A 20,865-nucleotide genomic window follows, 5' to 3' on the forward strand; every position below is an offset into this window, starting at 1 on the left:
GAGGCACCCGGCCCGCGCGCGCGCGACGCCGGCCGACGGCGCGTGCTGTCGGCCGGGGTCTCACGCCGAGCGGCGGCCGATCCGCGGGACCGAGCGCGCAGCCTTCTCGCGGGCGCGGGAGAGCGTGTCGGTGAGCTCGTCGGCCTGCAGGTAGCCGTCGTCCTCGACGGCGGCGACGCGCAGGAACTCCTCGAGTCGCACGTCGACCGGCTCGGAGGCGGCCCGCAGCGCCTCGGCCTCCTCGGGGGGCCGCCGCCGCAGGGTCGCCAGGCCTGTCACGCTGCGGCGCAGCTCGGCGAGACCGGCGCGCAGGTCGCGGTCCTGGTCCCCGTCGGCGCCCCGTTCACCCGTGGCGACGCTCGCGACGAGCAGCACACCGGCCCCGGAGACGAGCGCGACGATGGTCCACACGACGACAGCGATCATCACGCCAGTATCCGTGGGCCTTTCGGCCCACGTCCCCCGGGGTAGGCGGGAGGCGGCAACCCCCACACAACATTCACACGTGCGCCCCAGGGCCGCTGCCCTGCGGCAGCAGATCCGACCGGAGGGGCTCAGGCCGAAGCGTCCTCACGCATGCGCTGGCTGATGACCGTCGTCACACCGTCACCGCGCATCGTCACGCCGTAGAGCGCATCGGCGATCTCCATCGTGCGCTTCTGGTGCGTCACGACGATGAGCTGCGAGTCCTCCTGGAGCTCGGTGAAGAGCTCGAGCAGCCGACCCAGGTTCGCGTCGTCGAGCGCGGCCTCGACCTCGTCCATGACGTAGAACGGGCTCGGCCGGGCCTTGAAGATGGCGACCAGCAGGGCCACCGCCGTGAGCGAGCGCTCACCGCCCGAGAGCAGCGACAGACGCTTGACCTTCTTGCCCGCCGGGCGCGCCTCGACCTCGATGCCGGTCGTGAGCATGTTGCCCGGCTCGGTCAGCACGAGCCGGCCCTCGCCTCCCGGGAAGAGCCGTGGGAAGACCCGGTCGAACTGCTCGGCCGTGTCCCGGTACGCCTCGGCGAACACCTGCTCGACGCGCTCGTCGATCTCCCGCACGATCTCGAGCAGGTCGGCCCGGGACTTCTTCAGGTCGGCGAGCTGCTCGACGAGGAACTGGTGGCGCTCCTCGAGCGCGGCGAACTCCTCGAGCGCGAGCGGGTTGACGCGCCCCAGCAGGGCGAGCGAGCGCTCGGCCGACCGCAGCCGCTTCTCCTGCTGCTCGCGGACGTACGGGACCTCGGTCGGCGCACCCTCGACGGGCGCGGTGCCCGGCACCGGGACGACCGGCACCGCGCGGTGCGGCCCGAACTCCTCGAGCAGCACCTCGGGGTCGAGCCCGAGGTCCTCGACGGCCCGCGTCTGCAGCTGCTCGATGCGCAGAAGCTGCTGGGCCCGGGCCACCTCGTCGCGGTGCGCGACGTCGGTGAGCTCGGCGAGCTCGCGCGTGCGGGTCTCGACCTCGGACCGCACCTGGCTCAGCGCGGCCTCCCGCTCGGTGCGGGCCGCCTCGGCGGCCTCCCGCTCACCGGTCGCCCGGTGCAGCGAGACCTCGAGCGTCGCGAGCGTCTGCTGGGCGCCGTCGCGCACGGCGTCGGCGATGCGCGACTGCCGGGTCCGCGCGCGCTCGCGCTCGGCGGCCTTCTCCCGGGCGGCACGCTCCGTGCGGGCCGCACGCTCGAGCGACTCGGCGCGCCCCGACAGGGCCCGGGCGCGCTCCTCGCTCGTGCGCAGCGTCAGCCGCGCCTCGGTCTCGCGTGAACGGGCACCCGCCGCCGCCTCGGTGCACCGGTCGCGCTCGGTGGTGCCTGCCGCGATGGTCGCCTCGTTCTCGGCCGGCTCCTGCTCGGCCGCGGCGAGGCGCTCCGTCAGCTCCGCGAGCTCGGTGGTGCTCGCCGCGAGCGTCGTCGTCGCGGCCTCGAGGCTCGCCCGGACCCGGTCGGCCTCGGCCCGTGCGGCGCGGGCGGTGGCCCCCAGGTGCCCGAGCTGCTCGGCGACCGCGGCCAGCGCCGCGTCCGACTGGTTCAGCCGCTCGAGGGTGTCCTCGTACCGGGTGCGTGCCTCCTGCTGGGCCTCGCGCGCGCCGGTCAGCTCGAACCTGGCCCGTTCGGCCCGGGCGGTCGCCTCGGTCGCGCCCGCGCGCGCCTGGTCGAGGGCCGACTGCAGGTGCAGCGCGCTGGGTGCGGTCGCCGAGCCGCCCGACGCGTGGTGGCTGGCGAGCACGTCGCCCGTGCGCGTGGCGACCACGAGCTCGGGCCGGCGGGCGACGAGCGCCCGGGCAGCGGCCAGGTCGTCGACCACGACCACGTCCCGCAGCACGGTCTCGACCGCACCTCGCACGGCGGCCGGGGCCTCGACCAGGTCGAGAGCGGGCACGGCGCCCGTGGGCAGGTCGGCCGGTCGGTCGGTGCGTCCCGCGGGTGCCGCGACGACGAGCGTCGAGCGTCCCGCGTCCTCGGTGCGCAGGAACCGGATCGCGTCGACAGCCGCGTCGACCGACTCGACGGCCACGGCGTCGGCCAGGTGGCCCAGGGCCGCGACGATCGCGTCCTCGTCGGCCGGCGCGACGCTCAGCAGCGCCGCGAGCGAACCGATGGTGCCGGGCAGCGAGTCGGCGGCGAGCAGGGCTCCCGCGCCGTCCTTGCGGGTCAGGCTCAGCTCGAGGGTCTCGATGCGGGACTCGAGCGTGCTGCGCTCGCGCTCGGCCTGGGTCACGACGTCGGTCAGCTCCGCGACGCGCGCGTCGGCCACCTCGACCGCCTCGGCGGCCTGCTCGTGCTCGGCGTCGAGGCCTTCCTCGCCCTGCTCCACGCCTGCGACCTGCGTCTCGAGGGCGGCGAACTCGGTCGACGCCTGCTGCCCGCGGCGCTCGGCCTCGGCGAGGGTCTCGCGCAGCCGCCCGATCTCGGCCTCCGTGGCCTCGAGGCGGCTGCGGCGGGCCCCGACCTGACCGGCGAGCCGTGCCAGCCCTTCGCGGCGGTCCGCGGCGCCGCGGAGCGCGGTCGCCAGGTGCTTCTCGGCGGCCGAGGCAGCGGCCTCGGCCTCCTGCCGCTGCGTCACGGCCCCGTCGAGGGCAGCGCGGGCGAGCTCGACCTCCGCGGCCAGCTCGGCCTCGGCTGCACGCACGCGCTCGGCCTGCGCCGCGAGGTCGTCGGGGTCGGCCCCTGTGCCGCGCTCGGGGGCGGCCGTGCCCAGCAGGCGCACCCGCTCCCCCGCGAGCGTCGCGGTGCCGCGCAGCCGCTCGCGCAGCGACGACAGGCGGTACCAGACGTCGCTCGCCTCGCTCAGGGCCGGTGCGGCCTCGGCGGCCGCGAGCTCGAGCGCCGCGAGCCGGCCGCGGGCCTCGGCGAGGCTCGCCTCGACCTCGGTGCGCCGTGCACGCAGCGCGGACTCGTCCGCGATCTCCTGCTCGAGCGTGGCCGAAAGCTGGGCCAGGTCGTCGGCCAGCAGACGCGCACGCGAGTCGCGCAGGTCCGCCTGGACCACCTGCGCCTTGCGGGCCACCTCGGCCTGACGACCCAGCGGACCGAGCTGGCGGCGGATCTCGCTGGTCAGGTCGCCCAGGCGCGTGAGGTTGGCCTGCATCGCGTCGAGCTTGCGCAGCGCCTTCTCCTTGCGCTTGCGGTGCTTGAGGACACCCGCGGCCTCCTCGATGAAGCCGCGACGCTCCTCGGGGGTGGCGCGCAGCACAGCGTCGAGCTGGCCCTGCCCCACGATGACGTGCATCTCGCGGCCCAGGCCCGAGTCGGAGAGCAGGTCCTGGATGTCGAGAAGCCGGCAACCCTGGCCGTTGATCGCGTACTCCGAGCCACCGTTGCGGAACAACGTCCGGGAGATCGTGACCTCGGAGTACTCGATCGGCAGCGCGCCGTCGGAGTTGTCGATCGTGAGCGAGACCTCGGCGCGGCCCAGCGGGGCCCGGCCCGTGGTGCCCGCGAAGATGACGTCCTCCATCTTGCCGCCGCGCAGCGACTTCGCACCCTGCTCGCCCATGACCCAGGCGAGCGCGTCGACGACGTTCGACTTGCCCGAGCCGTTCGGTCCGACGACGCAGGTGACGCCCGGCTCGAAGTTCAGCGTCGTCGCCGAGGCGAACGACTTGAACCCCCGCAGGGTGAGGGTCTTGAGGTGCACGCGTAGAGCCTAGGCGGTGACCGGCGCCACAGGCCGCGGGCACGGCACGACCCGCCGCCCCGGGCGGGACGACGGGTCGTGGGGGTGCGCCGGGGGGCGCGGGTCGCCGGGGTCGGGCGACCCGGACGTCAGAGGACCGGGAACCAGAGCGCGATCTCGCGGGCGGCCGACTCGGGCGAGTCCGAGCCGTGCACCAGGTTGTGCGTCACGCCCAGGCCCCAGTCACGGCCCAGGTCGCCGCGGATCGAGCCGGGCGCGGCCGTCGTGGGCTCGGTCGTGCCCGCGAGGACCCGGAAGCCCTCGATCACGCGGTTGCCCTCGGCGACCACGGCCAGCACGGGCCCCGAGGCCATGAACTCGACGAGCGAGTCGAAGAACGGCTTGCCCGCGTGCTCGGCGTAGTGCTCCTCGAGCAGCTCGGTCGTGGCCGTGCGCAGATCGACAGCGACGAGCAGGTAGCCCTTGGCCTCGACCCGTCGCAGCACCTCCCCCGCGAGCCCGCGCCGGATGCCGTCCGGCTTGACGAGGATCAGGGTGCGCTCGGTCTGCTGTGCGTCAGTCATGGCGTGCACCCTATCGGCGCGGACAGCGGTCTCACCCCTCCGGGTACTCCTCGGGGTGCGCCGCGACCCACTCCGCACGCTCCCGGTCGATGCGCCCGCCGAGCCGCAGCGCGACGACCCACATGACCACGAAGATCGCGCCGACGACGAACATCATCGGCACCGCGAACCCCGTCGCGACCAGGAGCACCTGGGCCACCGAGCCGGCGACCAGGCCGCCGGGCCACGCCACGAGCCGCGAGAGCACGATCAGGGTGAGCATCAGGGCTCCGCCCACCGCCCAGATCGCCCCGAGCGGCACCGACCCGGGGTCGGCGACCGCGAGGCCGTGCGCCACGAGCGTCACGAACAGCACCAGGAACGCCTCGAGCAGCAGCATCGTCGAGGTGAACTGCAGGCGCGCGGGACGCTTGCGGCGCACGGCCGTCGCGGGGGTGCTCATCGGTCCAGGCTACCGGCGGTGTCCGGGAGCAGCGGACCCGCGGCGACGGGCTCCGGGGCGGCCTGCGGCTTCGTGCCGGGATCGGCCACGGCCTCGCCACGCGCGACCATGCCGGCCTCGTCGGACAGCTTGACCTCGCGCAGGAACAGCGTGAGGACGAACGCGACCAGGACGAGCGGCACGAGGTACCAGAACGCCGGGGCGAGCGCGTCGGCGAACGCGTTGACGACCCCGGAGTGCAACGGCTCGGGCAGCTCAGCGACGATCGCGGGCGTCAGGCTCGCGCTGCCGCCGCCCGGCGCGGAGCCCGCCGGGATGACGGCCTCGAGGCGCTCGGTGAGGCGGCTCGTGAAGACCGTGCTGAAGAGCGCGACACCCACGGCCGCGCCGATCTCCCGGAAGAAGTTGTTCGCGCTCGTCGCCGTGCCGATCTCGTGCGGGTCCACGGAGTTCTGCACCGCGAGCACGATCGTCTGCATGACGAGGCCCAGGCCCGCGCCGAGCACGAAGATCATCGCGCCGAACAGCACCATCGACATGTCGCCTGTGAGGCGCGTGAGCCAGACCAGCCCGGCGGTGGCGATCGCCATGCCGACGATCGGGTAGATGCGGTACCGGCCCGTCTTGGTGATCGCGAAGCCCGAGCCGATCGCTGTGAACATCACGCCGACCATCATCGGGAGCATGAGGAACCCGGACTCGGTGACACCCGCGCCCGTGGACATCTGCAGGAACGTCGGCAGGAACGCCAGCGCCGAGAACATGCCCATGCCGATGATCAGACCGACCGCCGTCGCGATCGTGAACGTGGGGTTGCGGAACAGGTGCAGCGGGAGCAGCGGCTCCTCGGCTGTGCGCTCGACGAGCACGAAGAGCACAGCCCCGACGACGGTGGCGGTCACCAGCCCGAGCAGCAGCGGGTCGCCCCAGTCGTAACCCTGCTTCCCGCTCCAGCTCTCCCACGCGGTCACGAGCACCAGGCTCGAGGTCGCCACGACGATGAGGACGATGCCCCACCAGTCGATCGTGCGGCCTGAGCGGTGGCTCGGGAGCTTGAGCGTGAACCACGCCGTGACGAACGCCGCGATGCCGATCGGGATGTTGATCCAGAAGCACCAGCGCCAGTCGGCGTGGTCGGTGAACACCCCGCCCAGCAGCGGGCCGAGCACAGCGGCGATGCCGAACAGCGCACCCATCGGGCCCATGTACTTGCCGCGCTCCTTCGCCGGCACGATGTCCGCGATGATCGCCTGCGACAGGATCATCAGGCCACCGCCGCCCAGGCCCTGCACGCCGCGCCAGAACACGAGCTCGCCGAACGAGCCCGCGAAGCCGGCCCCGGCCGAGGCGATCGTGAACAGCCCGATCGCCACGAGGAACGGCCAGCGCCGGCCCCACAGGTCGCCGAACTTGCCGTACAGCGGCATGACGATCGCGATCGCCAGGATGTAGGCCGTCACGACCCAGCCCTGGTGCTCGACGCCGTTGAGCTCGCCCACGATCGTGGGCATCGCGGTGCCCACGATCGACTGGTCGAGCGAGGACAGGAACATGCTCGCCAGGAGCGCGCCGAAGATGAGCCAGACGGTGCGCTGGGTGAGCACGACGAGCGGCTTGTCGTTCGCCGTCGTCGGTGGTGCCGCTGTGGTCATGGGGTCCCCCGGTGGTGGTGTCGGTGCGGTGAAGAAAGAGGTGGGCGGACCGTCAGCTGGTCGCGGTCCCCAGGACGTGGCGCAGGTCGTCGACGAACCCGGCGAGGTGGTCGGTCGTGCTCCCCTCGCCGTGCGCGGCCTCGCGCCGGACGCACGAGCCGTGCGCCAGGAGCAGGAGCAGCATCGCCACGACGTCGGCGCCCCGCCCCGGTGCGCCCGTGTGCTGCTGCCGTCGGACGACCAGCTCCTCGACGGCGCTGCGGTGCTGGTCCATCCACGTCATGTGGCGCTGGAGCAGGCGGGGTTCGCGGTGCGTGAGCTCGAGCACGGTGGACATGCGCTCGTGCCCGAGCGTGGGGTGCGCCAGGACGTGTCCGGCCAGGACCTGCAGGTCGGCCAGGAGCTCACCCGTGGGGCCGCCCGTCGCGAACGTCTCGGCTGCGTCGGGGTCGATCTCCCACGGCCCGATGCCGAGCACGGCGTCGTCCTTCGACTCGAAGTAGTTGAAGAACGTCCGCGTCGAGACCCCGACGTCGGCGCAGATCGCCTCGACCGTGACGCCGTCGAGGCCGTGCTCCGCGACCAGGCGGTGCGTCGCGTCGACGAGCGCCTCACGGCGCGCGCGCTTCTTGCGCTCACGAAGGCCGGACTCGGCCGGCAGACAGTGCACGGTGAGAAATATTGCACGGAGTGCAACTTGTGTCCACGCGTGTCCGCGGGCGGCTCAGACCTCCCCGAATCCCCCCTCGACCTGTGCGACGACCGCGTCGAGCGCCTCGCGCGCCGCCGCGCCGCTCGCACGGACCGTGAGCGTCTGGCCGCCCGTCGCCCCGAGCTTCATGAGCTCGAGCACGCTCGCCGCGTTGACCCCGTCGATCGTCACGTCGGCGTCGAGCCCCGCGACCAGGCGCGCGAGCACAGCGGCGGGTCGGGCGTGCAGGCCGAGCGGGTTGCGCAGGGTCACGACCGCCTCGAGACCCTGGTCCGCAGCGGCCTGGGACCCGGCGGCGCCGCCGGCCGCTCCCGCGGGAACGGCCGGCGCCCCCGCGAACGTCGACGCCGCACGCTCCGCAGCGGCCAGCACCGCGGCGAGGTCCGCGCCGCCGTGCGCCTCGACCGCCGCCGCGACCGCACCCTCGACGAACGGGGCGTCCGCGAGCCGGACCCGCTCCGCCACGTCGGTGTCGAGCATCTCGAGCACCGACTCGGTCGTGAGCACCGCCGAGCCCAAATCCGTCAGCACGACGGCCGAGCGCCCCTCGGACGTGGCCTGCTCGAGGGCCTGCTCGATCGCCTCGAAGCTCGTGCCCAGCCCGCCCGCAGGCGCTCCCCCGGCGGCCAGCAGCTCCACGCCGGGAGCCATCTGCGCCGCCAGCTCGACAGCGCCCTGGGCGAGCAGGTTCGAGTGAGAGACGAGGACGAGCGCGACCCGCGCGCCGCCGCCGACCCCGGCGGTCACTGCGCGGCCCGGGCCGCTTCGCGCAGGATCAACGCGCTCGACTCGGCCCCCGGGTCACGGTGCCCGGCCGACCTCTCGCCCAGGTAGCTCGCCCGCCCCTTGGTGGCGACCATCGGGATGGTCGCGTCCGAGCCGCGTGCCGCCGCGTCGGCCGCGGCCTCGAGCACCTCGGCCGGTCCCGCCCCCGCGTCCGCGGCGGCGACCGCGGCCTCGACGGCCGGCGACCACGCGTCGACCATGGTCTTCTCCCCCGTGGTCGACTTGCCGCGCACGACGATGCCCTCGAGCGCCCCCTCGAGCAGCGCGACGACCCCCGCGCTGTCGAGCTCGCGGACGCCCGTGGCCTTCGCCGCGCGCAGGTACGCCGTGCCGTAGAGCGGACCCGCCGCGCCCCCGACGGTGGACATCAGCGTGGTGGCGACGAGCTTGAGCACGTCCCCCACCTCGGTGGGCGGCTCGTCGAGCGCGTCGAGCCGGGCCAGCACCGCGGTGAAGCCCCGCATCATGTTCTCGCCGTGGTCACCGTCGCCGATCTGCCGGTCGAGCTCGACGAGCTCGTCGCGGTGCTCGGCCACGGTCGCGGCCGTGCCGCGTACCCACGCGATGGCCCACGTCACGTCCAGGGTCATGCTCCAGCTCCTCGTTCGGCGATCGTGCAGGCGTGCTCACCAACGCAGCGCGGTGGTGTGCACCGGGGCGTCCCACAGGGCCGTCAGCTCCTCGTCCAACCGGAGCACGGTGACCGACGCCCCCTGCATCTCGAGCGAGGTCACGTAGTTCCCGACGAGCGAACGAACCACCGCGACCCCCCGGTCCTCGAGCAGCCTGCGGGCCTGACCATAGACGACGTACAGCTCCGAGGCCGGGGTACCACCCATGCCGTTGACCAGGAGCAGCACCTTCTCACCCGCCGCGAGCCCGAGGTCGTCGGCCACGGGAGCGAGAAGCATCTCGGTGATCTCGTCGGCACCCGCCAGCGGGACGCGCCGGCGCCCCGGCTCGCCGTGGATGCCGATGCCGATCTCGATCTCGTCCTCGGGCAGGTCGAAGCTCGGCCGTCCCGAGTGCGGCACCGTGCACGCGGTGAGCGCGACCCCCATCGAGCGCACGTTCGCCACGACCCGCTCGGCGACCGCCACGACCTGCTCGAGGCCGTCGCCGCGCGCCGCGGCCGCGCCCGCGATCTTCTCGACCGCGACGGTGCCCGCGACCCCGCGGCGGCCCGCGGTGTACAGCGAGTCCTCGACCGCGACGTCGTCGTTGACCAGCACCGTGCGTACCCGCAGCCCGTCGGCGTCGGCCAGCTCGGCCGCCGTCTCGAAGTTCAGCACGTCGCCGGTGTAGTTCTTCACGATCGCCACGACCCCCGCACCCGCGTCCGCGGCGGCGAGCGCCGGGGCGATCTGGTCGGGCGTGGGCGAGGTGAACACCGGACCGGGGACCGCCGCGTCGAGCATGCCGACCCCCACGAAACCGGCGTGCAGCGGCTCGTGGCCGCTGCCCCCGCCGCTCACGAGACCCACCTTGCCCGGCACCACGCCCCCGGCCCGCGTGACGTACAGCGGGTCGGTGTGCACCTCCACCACGTCGGCGTGCGCCAGACCGAAACCAGCGAGCGACTCGGCGACGACGGTCTGAGGGTCGTTGATCAGCTTCTTCATCGTGAGCTTCCCTTCGGCCCGCGCAGGACACCGGTGCGGCACCGGACTGCGCGGGTGCGGCACCGGCGCCACATCACCTCACACTCCCGGTACCGCACCGGGTCGTCAAGCGGGGGCTCCCGCCCCGCGGCTCAGGGCCGCCCGAGCAGGACCCGCGCCTCGGCGACGAGCAGGATCGACCCCGTGACCAGGACGCCCGAGCCGTACTCCTCGAGCGCCTCGGCCCGCCCCGCGGCCATGTCGATCGCCGCGTCGAGCCGGTCCGCGACGTGCACGCGGTCCTCGCCGAACACGTCCACGGCGACCTCGGCGAGGTCCGCCACGTCGAGCGCGCGGGACGACGACGCCCGCGTGATCACGACCTCGGCGAGCAGCGGTTCGAGGGCCGCGAGGATGTTCTCGGGGTCCTTGTCCGCCATCACGCCCACGACGCCCACGAGCGTGGTGAAGTCGAAGGCCTCCTCGACGGCGCCCGTGAGCGCCTCGGCGCCGGCCGGGTTGTGCGCGCCGTCGACCAGGATCGTCGGGCTCGTGCGCACGACCTCGAGCCGCCCGGGTGAGGTCACCGACCCGAACGCGGCCTCGACCACGCCACCGTCGAGCGCGGCCCCGCCCGTGACCAGGGCCTCGACCGCGACGAGCGCCAGCAGCGCGTTGTGCGCCTGGTACGCGCCGTACAGCGGCAGGAAGACCTCGGTGTAGACCCCGCCGAGCCCACGCAGGCTGAGCACCTGGCCGCCCACGGCGACCTGCCGGTCCACGACGTCGATGTCGACGCCGTCCCGCACCACGCGTGCGCCGCGTTCGGCCGCGACCGCGAGCACGACGCCCTCGACGTCGTCGTGCTGAGGCGCGAGCACGACCGTCGCGCCGTCCTTGATGATGCCGGCCTTCTCGCTCGCGATCTCGACGAGGGTGCTCCCGAGATAGCGCTCGTGGTCGAGCGCCACGGGGGTGAGGATCGCGACCTCGCCGTCGACGACGTTCGTCGCGTCCCACCGGCCACCCAGCCCGACCTCGACCACCGCGACGTCGATCGGGGCGTCCGCGAACGCCGCGAACGCCATGACCGTGAACACCTCGAAGAAGCTCAGCCGCGGCTTGCCCTCCGCGAGAGCTGCCGTGTCGACCATGTGAACGTACGGGGCGACGTCCTGCCACACCTCGACGAACCGCTCGTCCGAGATCGGCTCGCCGTCGATCGCGATGCGCTCGGTGACGCGCGTCAGGTGCGGGCTGGTGAACCGGCCCGTGCGCAGGCCGTGCTCGCGCAGCAGCGCCTCGACCATGCGTGCCGTCGAGGTCTTGCCGTTGGTCCCGGTGATGTGCACCGTACGGAACGTGCGCTGCGGGTCGCCCAGCAGGTCGCACACGGCCGCGACCCGGTCGAGCGTCGGGTCGATGTCGTGCTCGGGCGCCCGCTCGAGGATCGCGGCGTACACCTCGTCCGCCGCACGTCGGGCGGAGTCGTCGGCCTCGCGACGCAGGTGCCCCGCACCTCCCTGGCCGGTCATGCGCGCACGACCCGGACACCGAGCTCGCCGTCGGACGACGGTTCGAGAGTCAGCTCGGACGCGAGCGTCTCGCCGGCGACCGCGTCCCGGTGCGTGCGCACCCACTCGAGGCGGTCCTCGGGCACGGTGAGCGTGAGCAGGATGCGGTCGGTCACCTGCAGGTCGGCCGCCTTGCGGGCGTCCTGCACGGCACGGACCACGTCACGGGCGTAGCCCTCGGCGCGCAGCTCCTCGTCGAGCGCCAGGTCGAGCACGACGAAGCCGCCACCGGGCAGCACAGCGGCGGTCAGGTCGCCCTCGCCCGCCTCGACGACAGTGCTCGTCTCGTACTCGCTCTCCTCGAGCGGCACGTCGCCCGCGGCGGTGTGCACCACGACCCGCCCCTGCGCGTCGGTCGACCAGTCCCCCGCCTTGGCGGCGCGGATCGCGTCCTGCACGCCGCGGCCCAGGCGCGGGCCGGCGGCCCGTGCGTTGACAGTGAGCTGGGTGCGTACCCCGACCGCACCGGCGGCCGCGTCGTCGAGCGACTGGAGCACCACGCCCTTGACGTTGAGCTCGGCCGCGACCAGGTCGACGAAGTCCTCGACCTGGCTGGGGTCGGGCAGCACCACGCGCAGCGCACGCAGCGGCTGACGCACCCGCAGCGACTGGGCCTTGCGCAGCCCGAGCGTCACCGAGACGATCTCGCGCACCCGGTCCACCGCCGCCACGAGCGCGTCGTCGGCCGCGAGCGCCTCGTCGTCGGGCGTGCCCGGGGACAGGTCGGGCCAGTCCGTGAGGTGCACGCTGCGCCCACCGGTCAGGCCGCGCCACACCTCCTCGCTGAGCAGCGGGGCGAGCGGCGCCATGACGCGCGTGAGCATCTCGAGGGCCGTCCACAACGTGTCGAACGCCGCGGCGTCCTCCTGCCAGAACCGGTCACGCGACGTGCGCACGTACCAGTTGGTCAGCACGTCGAGGTACTCGCGGACGCTCTCGCACGCCCCCGGCACGTCGTACGCGTCGAGCTGTGCGGAGACGGCCTCGACGAGGGTGCGGGTGCGGGCCAGCAGGTAGCGGTCCATGGTCGCGAGGTCGCCCGACGCGTGGTCGGCGGCGTTCACCCGCCGCGCGGTCAGACCCGCCCCCTCGTTGGCCGCCCCGGCGTAGAGCGTGAAGAAGTACCAGGTGCTCCACAGCGGGAGCATGACCTGACGGACGTTCTCCCTGATGCCCTCCTCGGTGACGACGAGGTTGCCCCCGCGCAGGATCGGGCTCGCCATGAGGAACCAGCGCATCGCGTCCGAGCCGTCGCGGTCGAAGACCTCGGCGACGTCCGGGTAGTTGCGCAGCGACTTGCTCATCTTGCGACCGTCGGAGCCCAGCACGATGCCGTGCGACACGGACGTGCGGAACGCGGGCCGGTCGAACAGGGCCGTCGCGAGCACGTGCAGCGTGTAGAACCAGCCGCGCGTCTGCCCGATGTACTCGGTGATGAAGTCGCCCGGGTAGTGGTGCTCGAACCAGTCCGCGTTCTCGAACGGGTAGTGCACCTGCGCGAACGGCATCGAGCCCGAGTCGAACCACACGTCGAGCACGTCGGGGATGCGCCGCATGGTCGAACGGCCCGTGGGGTCGTCCGGGTTGGGGCGCGTGAGCTCGTCGATGAACGGGCGGTGCAGGTCGGTGACCTCGACGCCGAAGTCGGCCTCGAGCTCGGCGACCGAGCCGTACACGTCGATCCGCGGGTAGGCCGGGTCGTCGCTCGTCCACACGGGGATGGGCGTGCCCCAGTAGCGGTTGCGGGAGATGGACCAGTCGCGGGCGCCCGCGAGCCACTTGCCGAACTGGCCGTCCTTGATGTGCTCGGGCACCCAGCGGATCTCGTCGTTGAGCTCGACCATGCGGTCGCGGAAGTCCGTGACGCGCACGAACCAGCTCGACACGGCCTTGTAGATCAGCGGGTTCCGGCAGCGCCAGCAGTGCGGGTAGGAGTGCTGGTAGGTCTCGTGGCGCACGACCACCGGTCGGCGCTCGCCCGGGACCAGGGACAGCGCACCCTCGCCCGCCTTGAGGTCGGCGATCACCTTGGGGTTCGCGTCGAAGACCTGCTGGCCCGCGTAGTCGGGCACGGCCGACGTGAAGCGGCCCTTGGAGTCGACGGGCACGACCGGGCTGATGCCCGCGGCGTCGCACACGGCCATGTCGTCCTCGCCGAACGCGGGCGCGAGGTGCACCAGGCCGGTGCCGTCCTCGGTCGTGACGAAGTCCGCGACCAGCACCCGGTGGGCGTTCTCGTGGCCCTCGAAGTACGGGAACGGCGGCGCGTAGGACCGGCCGGCCAGCTCGGCGCCCGGAACGCGTGCGACGACCTTCGGGTCCTCGCCGAGCTCGCGGGCGTACGCCGGGAGGCGCGAGGCGGCCAGCACGACGCGCTCACCCGCGAGCGGGCCCTCGGCGGGCTCGACCACGACGTACTCGATCTCGGGGCCCACCGCGATCGCGAGGTTGCTCGGCAGCGTCCACGGCGTGGTGGTCCACACGAGCGCGAGCTCACCGGTCTCCAGGCGCACCCCGACCGTCAGCGCGGGGTCCTGGCGCGACTGGTAGACGTCGTCGTCCATGCGCAGCTCGTGGTTGGACAGCGGCGTCTCGTCGCGCCAGCAGTACGGCAGCACGCGGTAGCCCTCGTACGCGAGGCCCTTGTCGTAGAGCTGCTTGAACGCCCACACGACCGACTCCATGTAGGTCAGGTCGAGCGTCTTGTAGTCGTTCTCGAAGTCGACCCAGCGCGCCTGGCGGGTGACGTACTCCTGCCACTCGCGCGTGTAGCGCAGCACCGAGGTGCGGCACGCGTCGTTGAACTGGGCGATGCCCATCTCGTCGATCTGCGACTTGTCGGTGATGCCGAGCACCCGCTCGGCCTCGAGCTCGGCGGGCAGCCCGTGGGTGTCCCAGCCGAAGCGGCGCTCGACGCGGTGGCCGCGCTGGGTCTGGTAGCGCCCGACGACGTCCTTCGCGTAGCCCGTCAGCAGGTGCCCGTAGTGCGGCAGGCCGTTGGCGAACGGGGGGCCGTCGTAGAACACGAACTCGTTCGAGCCGTGCTCACCGGCGGGCCGCTGCTCGATCGAGGCGCGGAAGGTGCCGTCAGCCTCCCAGTAGGCCAGCACGTCCTTCTCGAGGGCGGGCAGGTCGGGAGAGGCGGGGACCGCGGGGCCGGTGCCGTCGGTCGGTCGGTGCAGGGGGTACGCCATGTCGGTGCGGGCTCCTGGGTCGTCGTGGTCGCCGCGAGGACGACGGGCCGCTCGTCGATGCCGACGGCCCACCGCGGTACCACCCCGCTTGCCGGTCCGTGCGAGCACGTGACCGACCACTCGATCTCCAGGCGATGACGGGCCCACCCGTCCGGTTCTACTGAGCGCCACGCGGCGCCGTTCTTCCGGAGGCTCGCCGGTGATGGCCGGGTCGACGCCTGTGGCGACAGTCTAGCCACTCCTCACGGCGGCTGGTCGAGCGGCCCGACCCGGGCGCCGACGGCCCGGGAGGTCGGGCGCCGGGCCCTGGTGCCCGGGCGCACCCCCCACGGACGCTCACCGGGTCACCCTCAGTGCGCGGCCCCGGCCGCCGACCTCCAGGAGCTCACAGTGCCCACCTCGTCCTCGACACCCACCGCCACGCACGCCGTGGTCCCCGCCCCCCGCGGCCAGCGCGCAGCATCGAGCCGCGCCTGGGCCTGGACGGGGGTCGCCGCCGGCGCCCTCGGCCTCGCCTCCATCCAGACGTCGCTGGCCGGCTCGGTCGACTGGCAGGCCACCCAGGGCGACGCGGGGGCGATGCTCGCCGACGCGTCGGGCAAGCAGGGCACGTACCTGCTGTTCCACACGGTCACCGCACTGTGCGCGGTCGCCGTGCCCGTCTTCGCCGCGGGCCTGCACCGACGGCTCGACCAGCAGGCACCGGCCGGGTCGCTGCTCGGCCGGGTCGCCGGGTGGGGGCTGCTGCTGGTCGCGGTGGCCCTGCTGCTCGGCAGCGGGCTCGACACGCAGTACATGCTCGCGCTGGCCGAGCCCGACGTGCTGGTGCCCGAGTCGGCGGCGTTCTACACCGACTGGGTCGCGACCGTGCCGTGGCTGTGGCTCGGGGCGGGGCTCTCGGGTGTCGCGCTCGCCGTGGCGTCGCTGCGGCACTCCGCCGCACCCCGGTGGATCGGCGTCGTGAGCCTGCTGCTGGGGGGCATCACGCTCGTGGCCGGGATCTCCCCGTTCCAGTACCTCGCCGGGTTCACGGGCCCCGTGTGGCTGCTCGTCGTGGCGCTCGGGTTCGCGCTCGGCGACCGCCGCTGAACCAGGACGTATCGGACACCGGTGCTCAGGTCCTACCGTGTCGCCATGACCGGCGACCCGGGTCCACCGCAGTCCCGCCCCGCACCGCCGCGCCCCGGGTCGCCCCGGGTCGCGGTGGTGCTCGTGGGGGTGTGCTGGACGCTTGCGGTCGTGGCCGTGGTGCTGCACGTCGCGGCCCGGGTGCCGCTCGACGGCGAGGCCCTGTTCTTCGCGGTCGACGTCATGGTGGCCGTCGTGTACGGCGGTGTCGCGGGGCTGCTGCTCGCCCGTCGCCCGCACGTCGTCGGGGGCCTCGTGGCGCTCACGGGGGTGGGCGGCGCGGTGGCAGCGCTGGGCGGCGGGTGGTGGGCGTACGCCGCGAGCCGCCCGCACGTGCCCGAGCTGGCGTGGCTCACCGGGGCGCTCGGCTGGGCGTGGGTGCCCGGCACGCTGGGCCTGTTCCTCGTGGTGCCGTGGCTCGTGCGCGACCACCCGCTCGGCCGGACCGGCTGGTCCGGACTCGTCCTGGGCGGGGCGCTCACGCTCGCCCTGACGTCCGTGCGCCTGCTGGCACCCATGGCCGACACCACGACCCTCATGGTGCTGGTCGTGGCCGTGGGCCTGCTGACCGCGGCGGCGACGTGGGTGCGGCACGTGCGCGGCCCCGTCGCCGAGCGCCCGGGGCTGGGCCTGCTCGCGCTCGGCACCGCGGTCATGGCCGCCTCGTTCGTGCCGCTCGTGCTGACCGACGCCGGACCGGGCCTGATGCTCGCCGTGCCGCTCACGCACCTCGCCTGCCAGGCTGTGTTCCCTGCCGCGCTGCTCGTCACCGTGCTGCGCAACCGGTTGTGGGGCATCGACATCGCCGTGAGCAGGGCCACCATCGCGGCGCTGCTCACCGTGGGGCTGGCGCTCGGCTACGTGGCGCTCGTGGCCGTCGCGACGGCGCTCGCCGACAGCACGCCCGCGGCCCAGGCGGTCGCCGCGCTCGGCGTCGTCCTCGCGGCCCAGCCCGCACGGACGTGGCTCGCACGCCGGGTGCACACGCTCGTGTACGGCGCGGGGGCCCGCCCCGCCGAGGCCGCGCTCGACGTCGGACGTCGCCTCGCGGAGGTGCAGGGCACCGACGCCCAGCTCACGGGGCTGTGCGCGAGCCTGGGCGAGACGCTGCGGCTCGAGTCGGTCACGCTCGCGAGCCACGACCGCACCCTGGTCGGCGCGTGGGGCACCCCGACGTCGGTCGCCGTCCGCGCGGACGTGCACCTGGGCGGCGTCGTGGTGGGCGAGGTCGCGCTGACCCCGCGGCCCGGCGAGCGGCTCGACGCCCGCACCCGCGACGCTCTCGACCAGGTGCTGCCCGTGGTCGGTGCCGGGCTCGCGCTCGCCCAGGGCGCACGCGACCTCGAACGGGCGCGCGACGCCGCGACCCGGGCCCGGCTCGCCGAGCGCCGGCTCATCCGACGCGAGCTGCACGACGGGATCGGCCCGTGGCTCAGCGGGCTGCGGCTCGGGCTGCAGGGCGCCCGCAACCTGCTCGAGCAGGACGTCCCGGCGACCGACGCGCTCCTCGCCGCGCTCCAGGCCGAGGTCGAGCAGCGGGTCGAGGACGTCCGGCTGCTCTCCCGCAGCCTGCTGCCACCGGTGCTCGACGACGCGGGGCTCGGGGCCGCGCTCGTCGAGCTCGCGGACCGCACCCCGGGGATCGCCGTGCACGTCGAGACCGACCCGCACGAGCACCTGGCGCAGCTCGACGCCCCGGTGGCGGCAGCCGCCTACGCCATCGCCGCCGAGGCCGTCCTCAACGCGGCCCGGCACAGCGGGGCGAGCGCGTGCACCCTGCGCGTGGTGCTGACCGGCACCGGCGTCGAGGTCGTGTGCGACGACGACGGCACGGGCCACGCCCCCGGCTCCGTGCCCGGCGTCGGCACCCGCTCGATGCGCGAGCGCGCCGAGGAGCTCGGCGGCAGCGTCGAGACGACAGCCCTCGCCCCGCACGGCACCCGCGTGCACGCCCGCCTGCCGCTCGCCGCCCGCGTCGGGTCCCTCCCCGCCCCCACGCCGGACGGCGCGCGATGAGCATCGACGTCGCGGTCGTCGACGACCACCCCGTGTTCCGGCTGGGCATGGCCGCGCTGCTCGACTCGCTCGACGGCGTGCGCGTCGTGGCGCAGCTGGCCGGGGCACGTGAGGCGCGCGAGGTGCTCGGAGGCGGCACCCCGCCCGTGGACGTCGTGCTCATGGACCTCGACCTGGGCGACGGCTCGGGGGTCGACGTGACGCGCGAGCTCGTGCGGACCCGGCCCGGGCTGCGCGTGCTCGTCGTGACGATGCACGAGGACGCCGACGCGGTCGTCGCCTCGGTGCGGGCCGGGGCCCGCGGCTACCTGCTCAAGTCCGCCCCGCCCGACGCCGTCGAGCGCGCGGTGCGGGCCGTCGCGGCGGGCGAGATGATCCTGGGACCCGCCGTCGCCGAGCAGGCGATGGCCTACGTGCTGGCCGGTCGTACGGCCGTGCGGCCACCGTTCCCGCGGCTCACCGACCGCGAGCGCGAGGTCCTGGACCTCGTGGCGGCAGGCCACGACAACACGGTGATCTCACGGCGGCTGGCGCTCAGCCCCAAGACCGTGCGCAACCACGTCGCGAACGTGCTGACCAAGCTCGGCGTGCCCGACCGCTCGGCCGCCGTCGTCCTGGCCCGCGAGGAAGGGCTCGGCGGCGCGCCGGACCGACGTCCCGCCGGTCCCTGACCCCGGACCGCTAGGTTCACCGCGTGGCCATCGTCGACCTCCTCGGCTGGGCCGGGTCCGCGCTCCTCGTGTACTCGGTGCTCCAGTCCCGCATGCTGCGGTTCCGCGTGCTGAACCTGGCCGCGTCCTTCGCGCTGCTGGTCTTCAACGCCCTCATCGCGGTGTGGCCCATGGCCGCGATGAACGCCGCGCTGTGCCTCATCAACGTGTGGTTCATCGTGTCGCTGGTGCGCTCGCGCCGAGCGGGCCGCGCGTTCGCCTGGGTGCCGGTCGCGCCGCAGGACGCGATGCTCGCGCACTTCCTCGCCCGGCACGGCGCCGACGTCGCCCAGTTCTCGCCCACCGCCACGCTGCCCGCGGCCCCGGGTGCGCTGCACGCTCTCGTGCTGCACGACGACGTCGTGGCCGGTCTCGTGGTCGCCGAGCCCGACGGCCCCGGGTCGTGGCGGCTCGTGGTCGACTACGTCGTCCCGGGCTACCGCGACTACACAGCCGGGTCGTTCCTCTACTCCGACGCCGGTCCGTTCGCGGCCGAGCACGCGCGCCGGGTGGTCGCGGGCACCGACCTCGTGGGCCTGCGCACGTACCTCGCCCGGGCGGGCTTCACCCCGCGGGACGACGGCAGCTGGGTGCGGGACCTGGCCCCGGTCACCGCCGGGGCGTGAGCGCCCCGGCGAGCAGCGCGGCGACCTGCACCAGCGGGGCGTTCCAGTTGACGGTCAGCTCGTTGACGCCCCACGCGCCGATGTCGTCCACGTAGCACTGCTGCGCCGGGCGGCCGCCGACCGCACCCGACGAGACCGGGTCGGGTGTCGCGGAGTTCGGTCCGCCGCTGACGGTGCCGGGCGGGGGCGGCGGCAGCGTCGGGTCGACCTGCTGGGCGTACCAGCGGCTGTGCTGCCGGTGGACGTCGCGCGTGCCGTACCCGGTCACGTAGGACAGCCCGAGCGCGTTGCGGCCGAACAGGTAGCCGGCACCCTCGGCGAGGGCGTCGCGGTGCCGGACGTCCCCGCTCACGCCCCACGCCGCGCCGAGCACGGTGAGGTGGTTGAGCAGCAGACCGTTCGAGCCCCAGTCGTAGCGGTCGTCGGCCGGGGCGTACGGGTGGCCGAAGGGCTGGTCCGCCTGGATCACGACGAGCGCATCGGCCGCGGCCACGAGCGCAGCACGCACGTCGGGGGCCTCGGGCAGCGGGCTGGGCACCCGCGCGAGCGAGATCCGCCCGAGGGCCGCGACGCGCTGCCAGTCGAGCACAGCGAACGGGTCCCGGTCACCACCGAGGTGGAACGGGTTGGCGCGCAGGTCGACCAGGTAGCGGCCCTCCCCCGTCGTCAGGTACAGCTCGGCGGCCGCCCAGTAGCGCTCGTCGTCGAGGTCGACGTCGTCGTACGGGCCGCTGCCGGGGTTCTCGAGCACGTTCGTGTCCGGGGCGTACAGGTCCGGGGTGCGCAGCGCCGCGTCGTAGGCGGTGCGTGCCGCGGCCAGCAGCTGCCCGGCGAACGCCGCGTCGTGGTCGCCGAGCACGCGGGCGCCCTGCGCGGCGACGGCAGCGAGGTTGAGCGCGGCGGCGGTCGACGGGCGGTGCAGCCAGCGCGGCTGGGGGTCCTGGTGCGGCAGGGTCGGGATCGGCGTCCAGCGCTCGTCGCCCACCTTGTGGTGCACCAGCCCGGCGAACCGCGAGCCGGCGGGCACCTGCATGCGCAGCATCCACCCGAGCTCCCAGCGCACCTCGTCGCGCAGCGCGTCCTCGAGCCCCGCGGGGAGCTCGACCGTCGCCGCGACCCACTCGAGGGTGCCGAGCAGCTGGGCCACCGCGATGCCCCCGTTGACCACGTACTTGCCATGGTCTCCCGCGTCGTACCAGCCGCCGCTCACGTCGAGCACGTGCGTGTCGGTCCAGCCGTCGTAGAGGTCCACGCCGTCCCGGGTCGCAGCACGCCCCGCGGGCAGGCACGCGACGTGCGTGTCGCCGCCGTGGGGCGAGCTCACGACGTGGCCCGCCGGCCGGGCGTAGCGCGGACCGGCGACCTCGGGGCCGATCGGGGTGCCGCTGCGCTGCAGGTGGAAGAAGCGCAGCGCGTCGGCCGCGAGGGGGGCGTACAGGTGGGCGCCGACCGCGAACGGGTCGCTCGTGGCGCCGTCGGCGACGAGCGTGAAGCCCTCGCCCACCTCGGTCACCGGTCCGACCTCGAGCGTGTGCACGTCGAGACCGGCGGACGGGTCGTGCCCCCGGGGGGTGCTCAGGCCCTGCGCGAGCGTGCGGCCCGCGCGCTCGAGACGCCAGGGCACAGGCGTGCGCGCGTCGGTCACGAGCGTGGCCGCCACCGGAACCCCGGGCAGGTGGCCCACCTGGTTGGCACGGACGCGCGGCACCGGCGCGGACGCGCCGGGTCCGGGGCGCACGT

16 protein-coding genes are annotated in these 20,865 nt (G+C 74.3%); 4 read left to right on the plus strand and 12 right to left on the minus strand.

What is annotated here, in order from left to right; translation table 11 throughout:
- Positions 1-60: 60 nt before the first annotated feature.
- The 11 genes from ACGIF2_RS04995 to ileS form a co-directional block, all read right to left on the minus strand.
- Positions 61-426 carry a hypothetical protein gene (locus tag ACGIF2_RS04995; RefSeq protein WP_396044119.1) on the minus strand — a complete coding sequence of 122 codons (366 nt, stop codon included), beginning with the start codon at positions 424-426 and terminating at the stop codon, positions 61-63.
- Between the two features lie 128 nt (positions 427-554).
- Positions 555-4,121: a chromosome segregation protein SMC gene (gene smc, locus ACGIF2_RS05000; protein ID WP_396044121.1), complete on the minus strand. Its 3,567-nt coding sequence runs from the start codon at positions 4,119-4,121 to the stop codon at positions 555-557.
- Positions 4,122-4,249: 128 nt separating this feature from the next.
- The gene (gene ndk / locus ACGIF2_RS05005; protein ID WP_396044123.1) at positions 4,250-4,684 is read right to left on the minus strand and encodes a nucleoside-diphosphate kinase; all 435 of its coding nucleotides are present in this window, start codon (positions 4,682-4,684) and stop codon (positions 4,250-4,252) included.
- Between the two features lie 31 nt (positions 4,685-4,715).
- On the minus strand, positions 4,716-5,126 hold the full coding sequence (locus tag ACGIF2_RS05010) for a DUF4233 domain-containing protein (RefSeq protein WP_396044125.1): 411 nt from the start codon (positions 5,124-5,126) through the stop codon (positions 4,716-4,718).
- Positions 5,123-6,778, minus strand: a complete 1,656-nt coding sequence (locus tag ACGIF2_RS05015; RefSeq protein ID WP_396044127.1) for an MDR family MFS transporter — start codon at positions 6,776-6,778, stop codon at positions 5,123-5,125. The genes ACGIF2_RS05010 and ACGIF2_RS05015 overlap by 4 nt, the downstream gene beginning before the upstream one ends.
- A 52-nt stretch (positions 6,779-6,830) precedes the next feature.
- Positions 6,831-7,448: a TetR/AcrR family transcriptional regulator gene (locus ACGIF2_RS05020; RefSeq protein WP_396044130.1), complete on the minus strand. Its 618-nt coding sequence runs from the start codon at positions 7,446-7,448 to the stop codon at positions 6,831-6,833.
- Between the two features lie 54 nt (positions 7,449-7,502).
- On the minus strand, positions 7,503-8,237 hold the full coding sequence (dhaM, locus tag ACGIF2_RS05025; protein ID WP_396044133.1) for a dihydroxyacetone kinase phosphoryl donor subunit DhaM: 735 nt from the start codon (positions 8,235-8,237) through the stop codon (positions 7,503-7,505).
- Positions 8,234-8,866, minus strand: coding sequence for a dihydroxyacetone kinase subunit DhaL (gene dhaL, locus ACGIF2_RS05030; RefSeq protein ID WP_396044135.1), 633 nt, complete (start codon positions 8,864-8,866; stop codon positions 8,234-8,236). Before dhaL ends, dhaM begins: the two co-directional genes overlap by 4 nt.
- 36 nt (positions 8,867-8,902) lie before the next feature.
- Positions 8,903-9,898, minus strand: a complete 996-nt coding sequence (gene dhaK, locus ACGIF2_RS05035) for a dihydroxyacetone kinase subunit DhaK (protein ID WP_396044137.1) — start codon at positions 9,896-9,898, stop codon at positions 8,903-8,905.
- 131 nt (positions 9,899-10,029) lie between these two features.
- Positions 10,030-11,412, minus strand: coding sequence for a bifunctional folylpolyglutamate synthase/dihydrofolate synthase (locus tag ACGIF2_RS05040; RefSeq protein WP_396044139.1), 1,383 nt, complete (start codon positions 11,410-11,412; stop codon positions 10,030-10,032).
- Positions 11,409-14,645, minus strand: a complete 3,237-nt coding sequence (gene ileS, locus ACGIF2_RS05045; RefSeq protein WP_396044141.1) for an isoleucine--tRNA ligase — start codon at positions 14,643-14,645, stop codon at positions 11,409-11,411. Before ileS ends, ACGIF2_RS05040 begins: the two co-directional genes overlap by 4 nt.
- Before the next feature lie 390 nt (positions 14,646-15,035).
- Between ileS and ACGIF2_RS05050 the strand changes: the two genes are divergently transcribed.
- From ACGIF2_RS05050 to ACGIF2_RS05065, 4 genes are read left to right on the plus strand one after another with little or no spacing between them, the layout of a single operon-like run.
- Entirely contained in the window at positions 15,036-15,734 is a 699-nt protein-coding gene (locus ACGIF2_RS05050) for a hypothetical protein (protein ID WP_396044144.1), read from the plus strand.
- A gap of 45 nt (positions 15,735-15,779) precedes the next feature.
- On the plus strand, positions 15,780-17,789 hold the full coding sequence (locus ACGIF2_RS05055; RefSeq protein ID WP_396044146.1) for a sensor histidine kinase: 2,010 nt from the start codon (positions 15,780-15,782) through the stop codon (positions 17,787-17,789).
- A complete protein-coding gene (locus ACGIF2_RS05060) occupies positions 17,786-18,460 on the plus strand; it encodes a response regulator (RefSeq protein WP_396044148.1) in 675 nt (224 codons plus the stop codon). The genes ACGIF2_RS05055 and ACGIF2_RS05060 overlap by 4 nt, the downstream gene beginning before the upstream one ends.
- A gap of 23 nt (positions 18,461-18,483) precedes the next feature.
- Positions 18,484-19,125 carry a hypothetical protein gene (locus ACGIF2_RS05065; RefSeq protein ID WP_396044150.1) on the plus strand — a complete coding sequence of 214 codons (642 nt, stop codon included), beginning with the start codon at positions 18,484-18,486 and terminating at the stop codon, positions 19,123-19,125.
- On the opposite strand, the gene ACGIF2_RS05070 is transcribed toward ACGIF2_RS05065, so the two are convergent.
- Entirely contained in the window at positions 19,109-20,863 is a 1,755-nt protein-coding gene (locus ACGIF2_RS05070; protein ID WP_396044152.1) for a glycoside hydrolase family 9 protein, read from the minus strand. The genes ACGIF2_RS05065 and ACGIF2_RS05070 overlap by 17 nt on opposite strands.
- Positions 20,864-20,865: the final 2 nt, after the last annotated feature.

Source organism: Cellulomonas sp. P22, assembly GCF_044392165.1.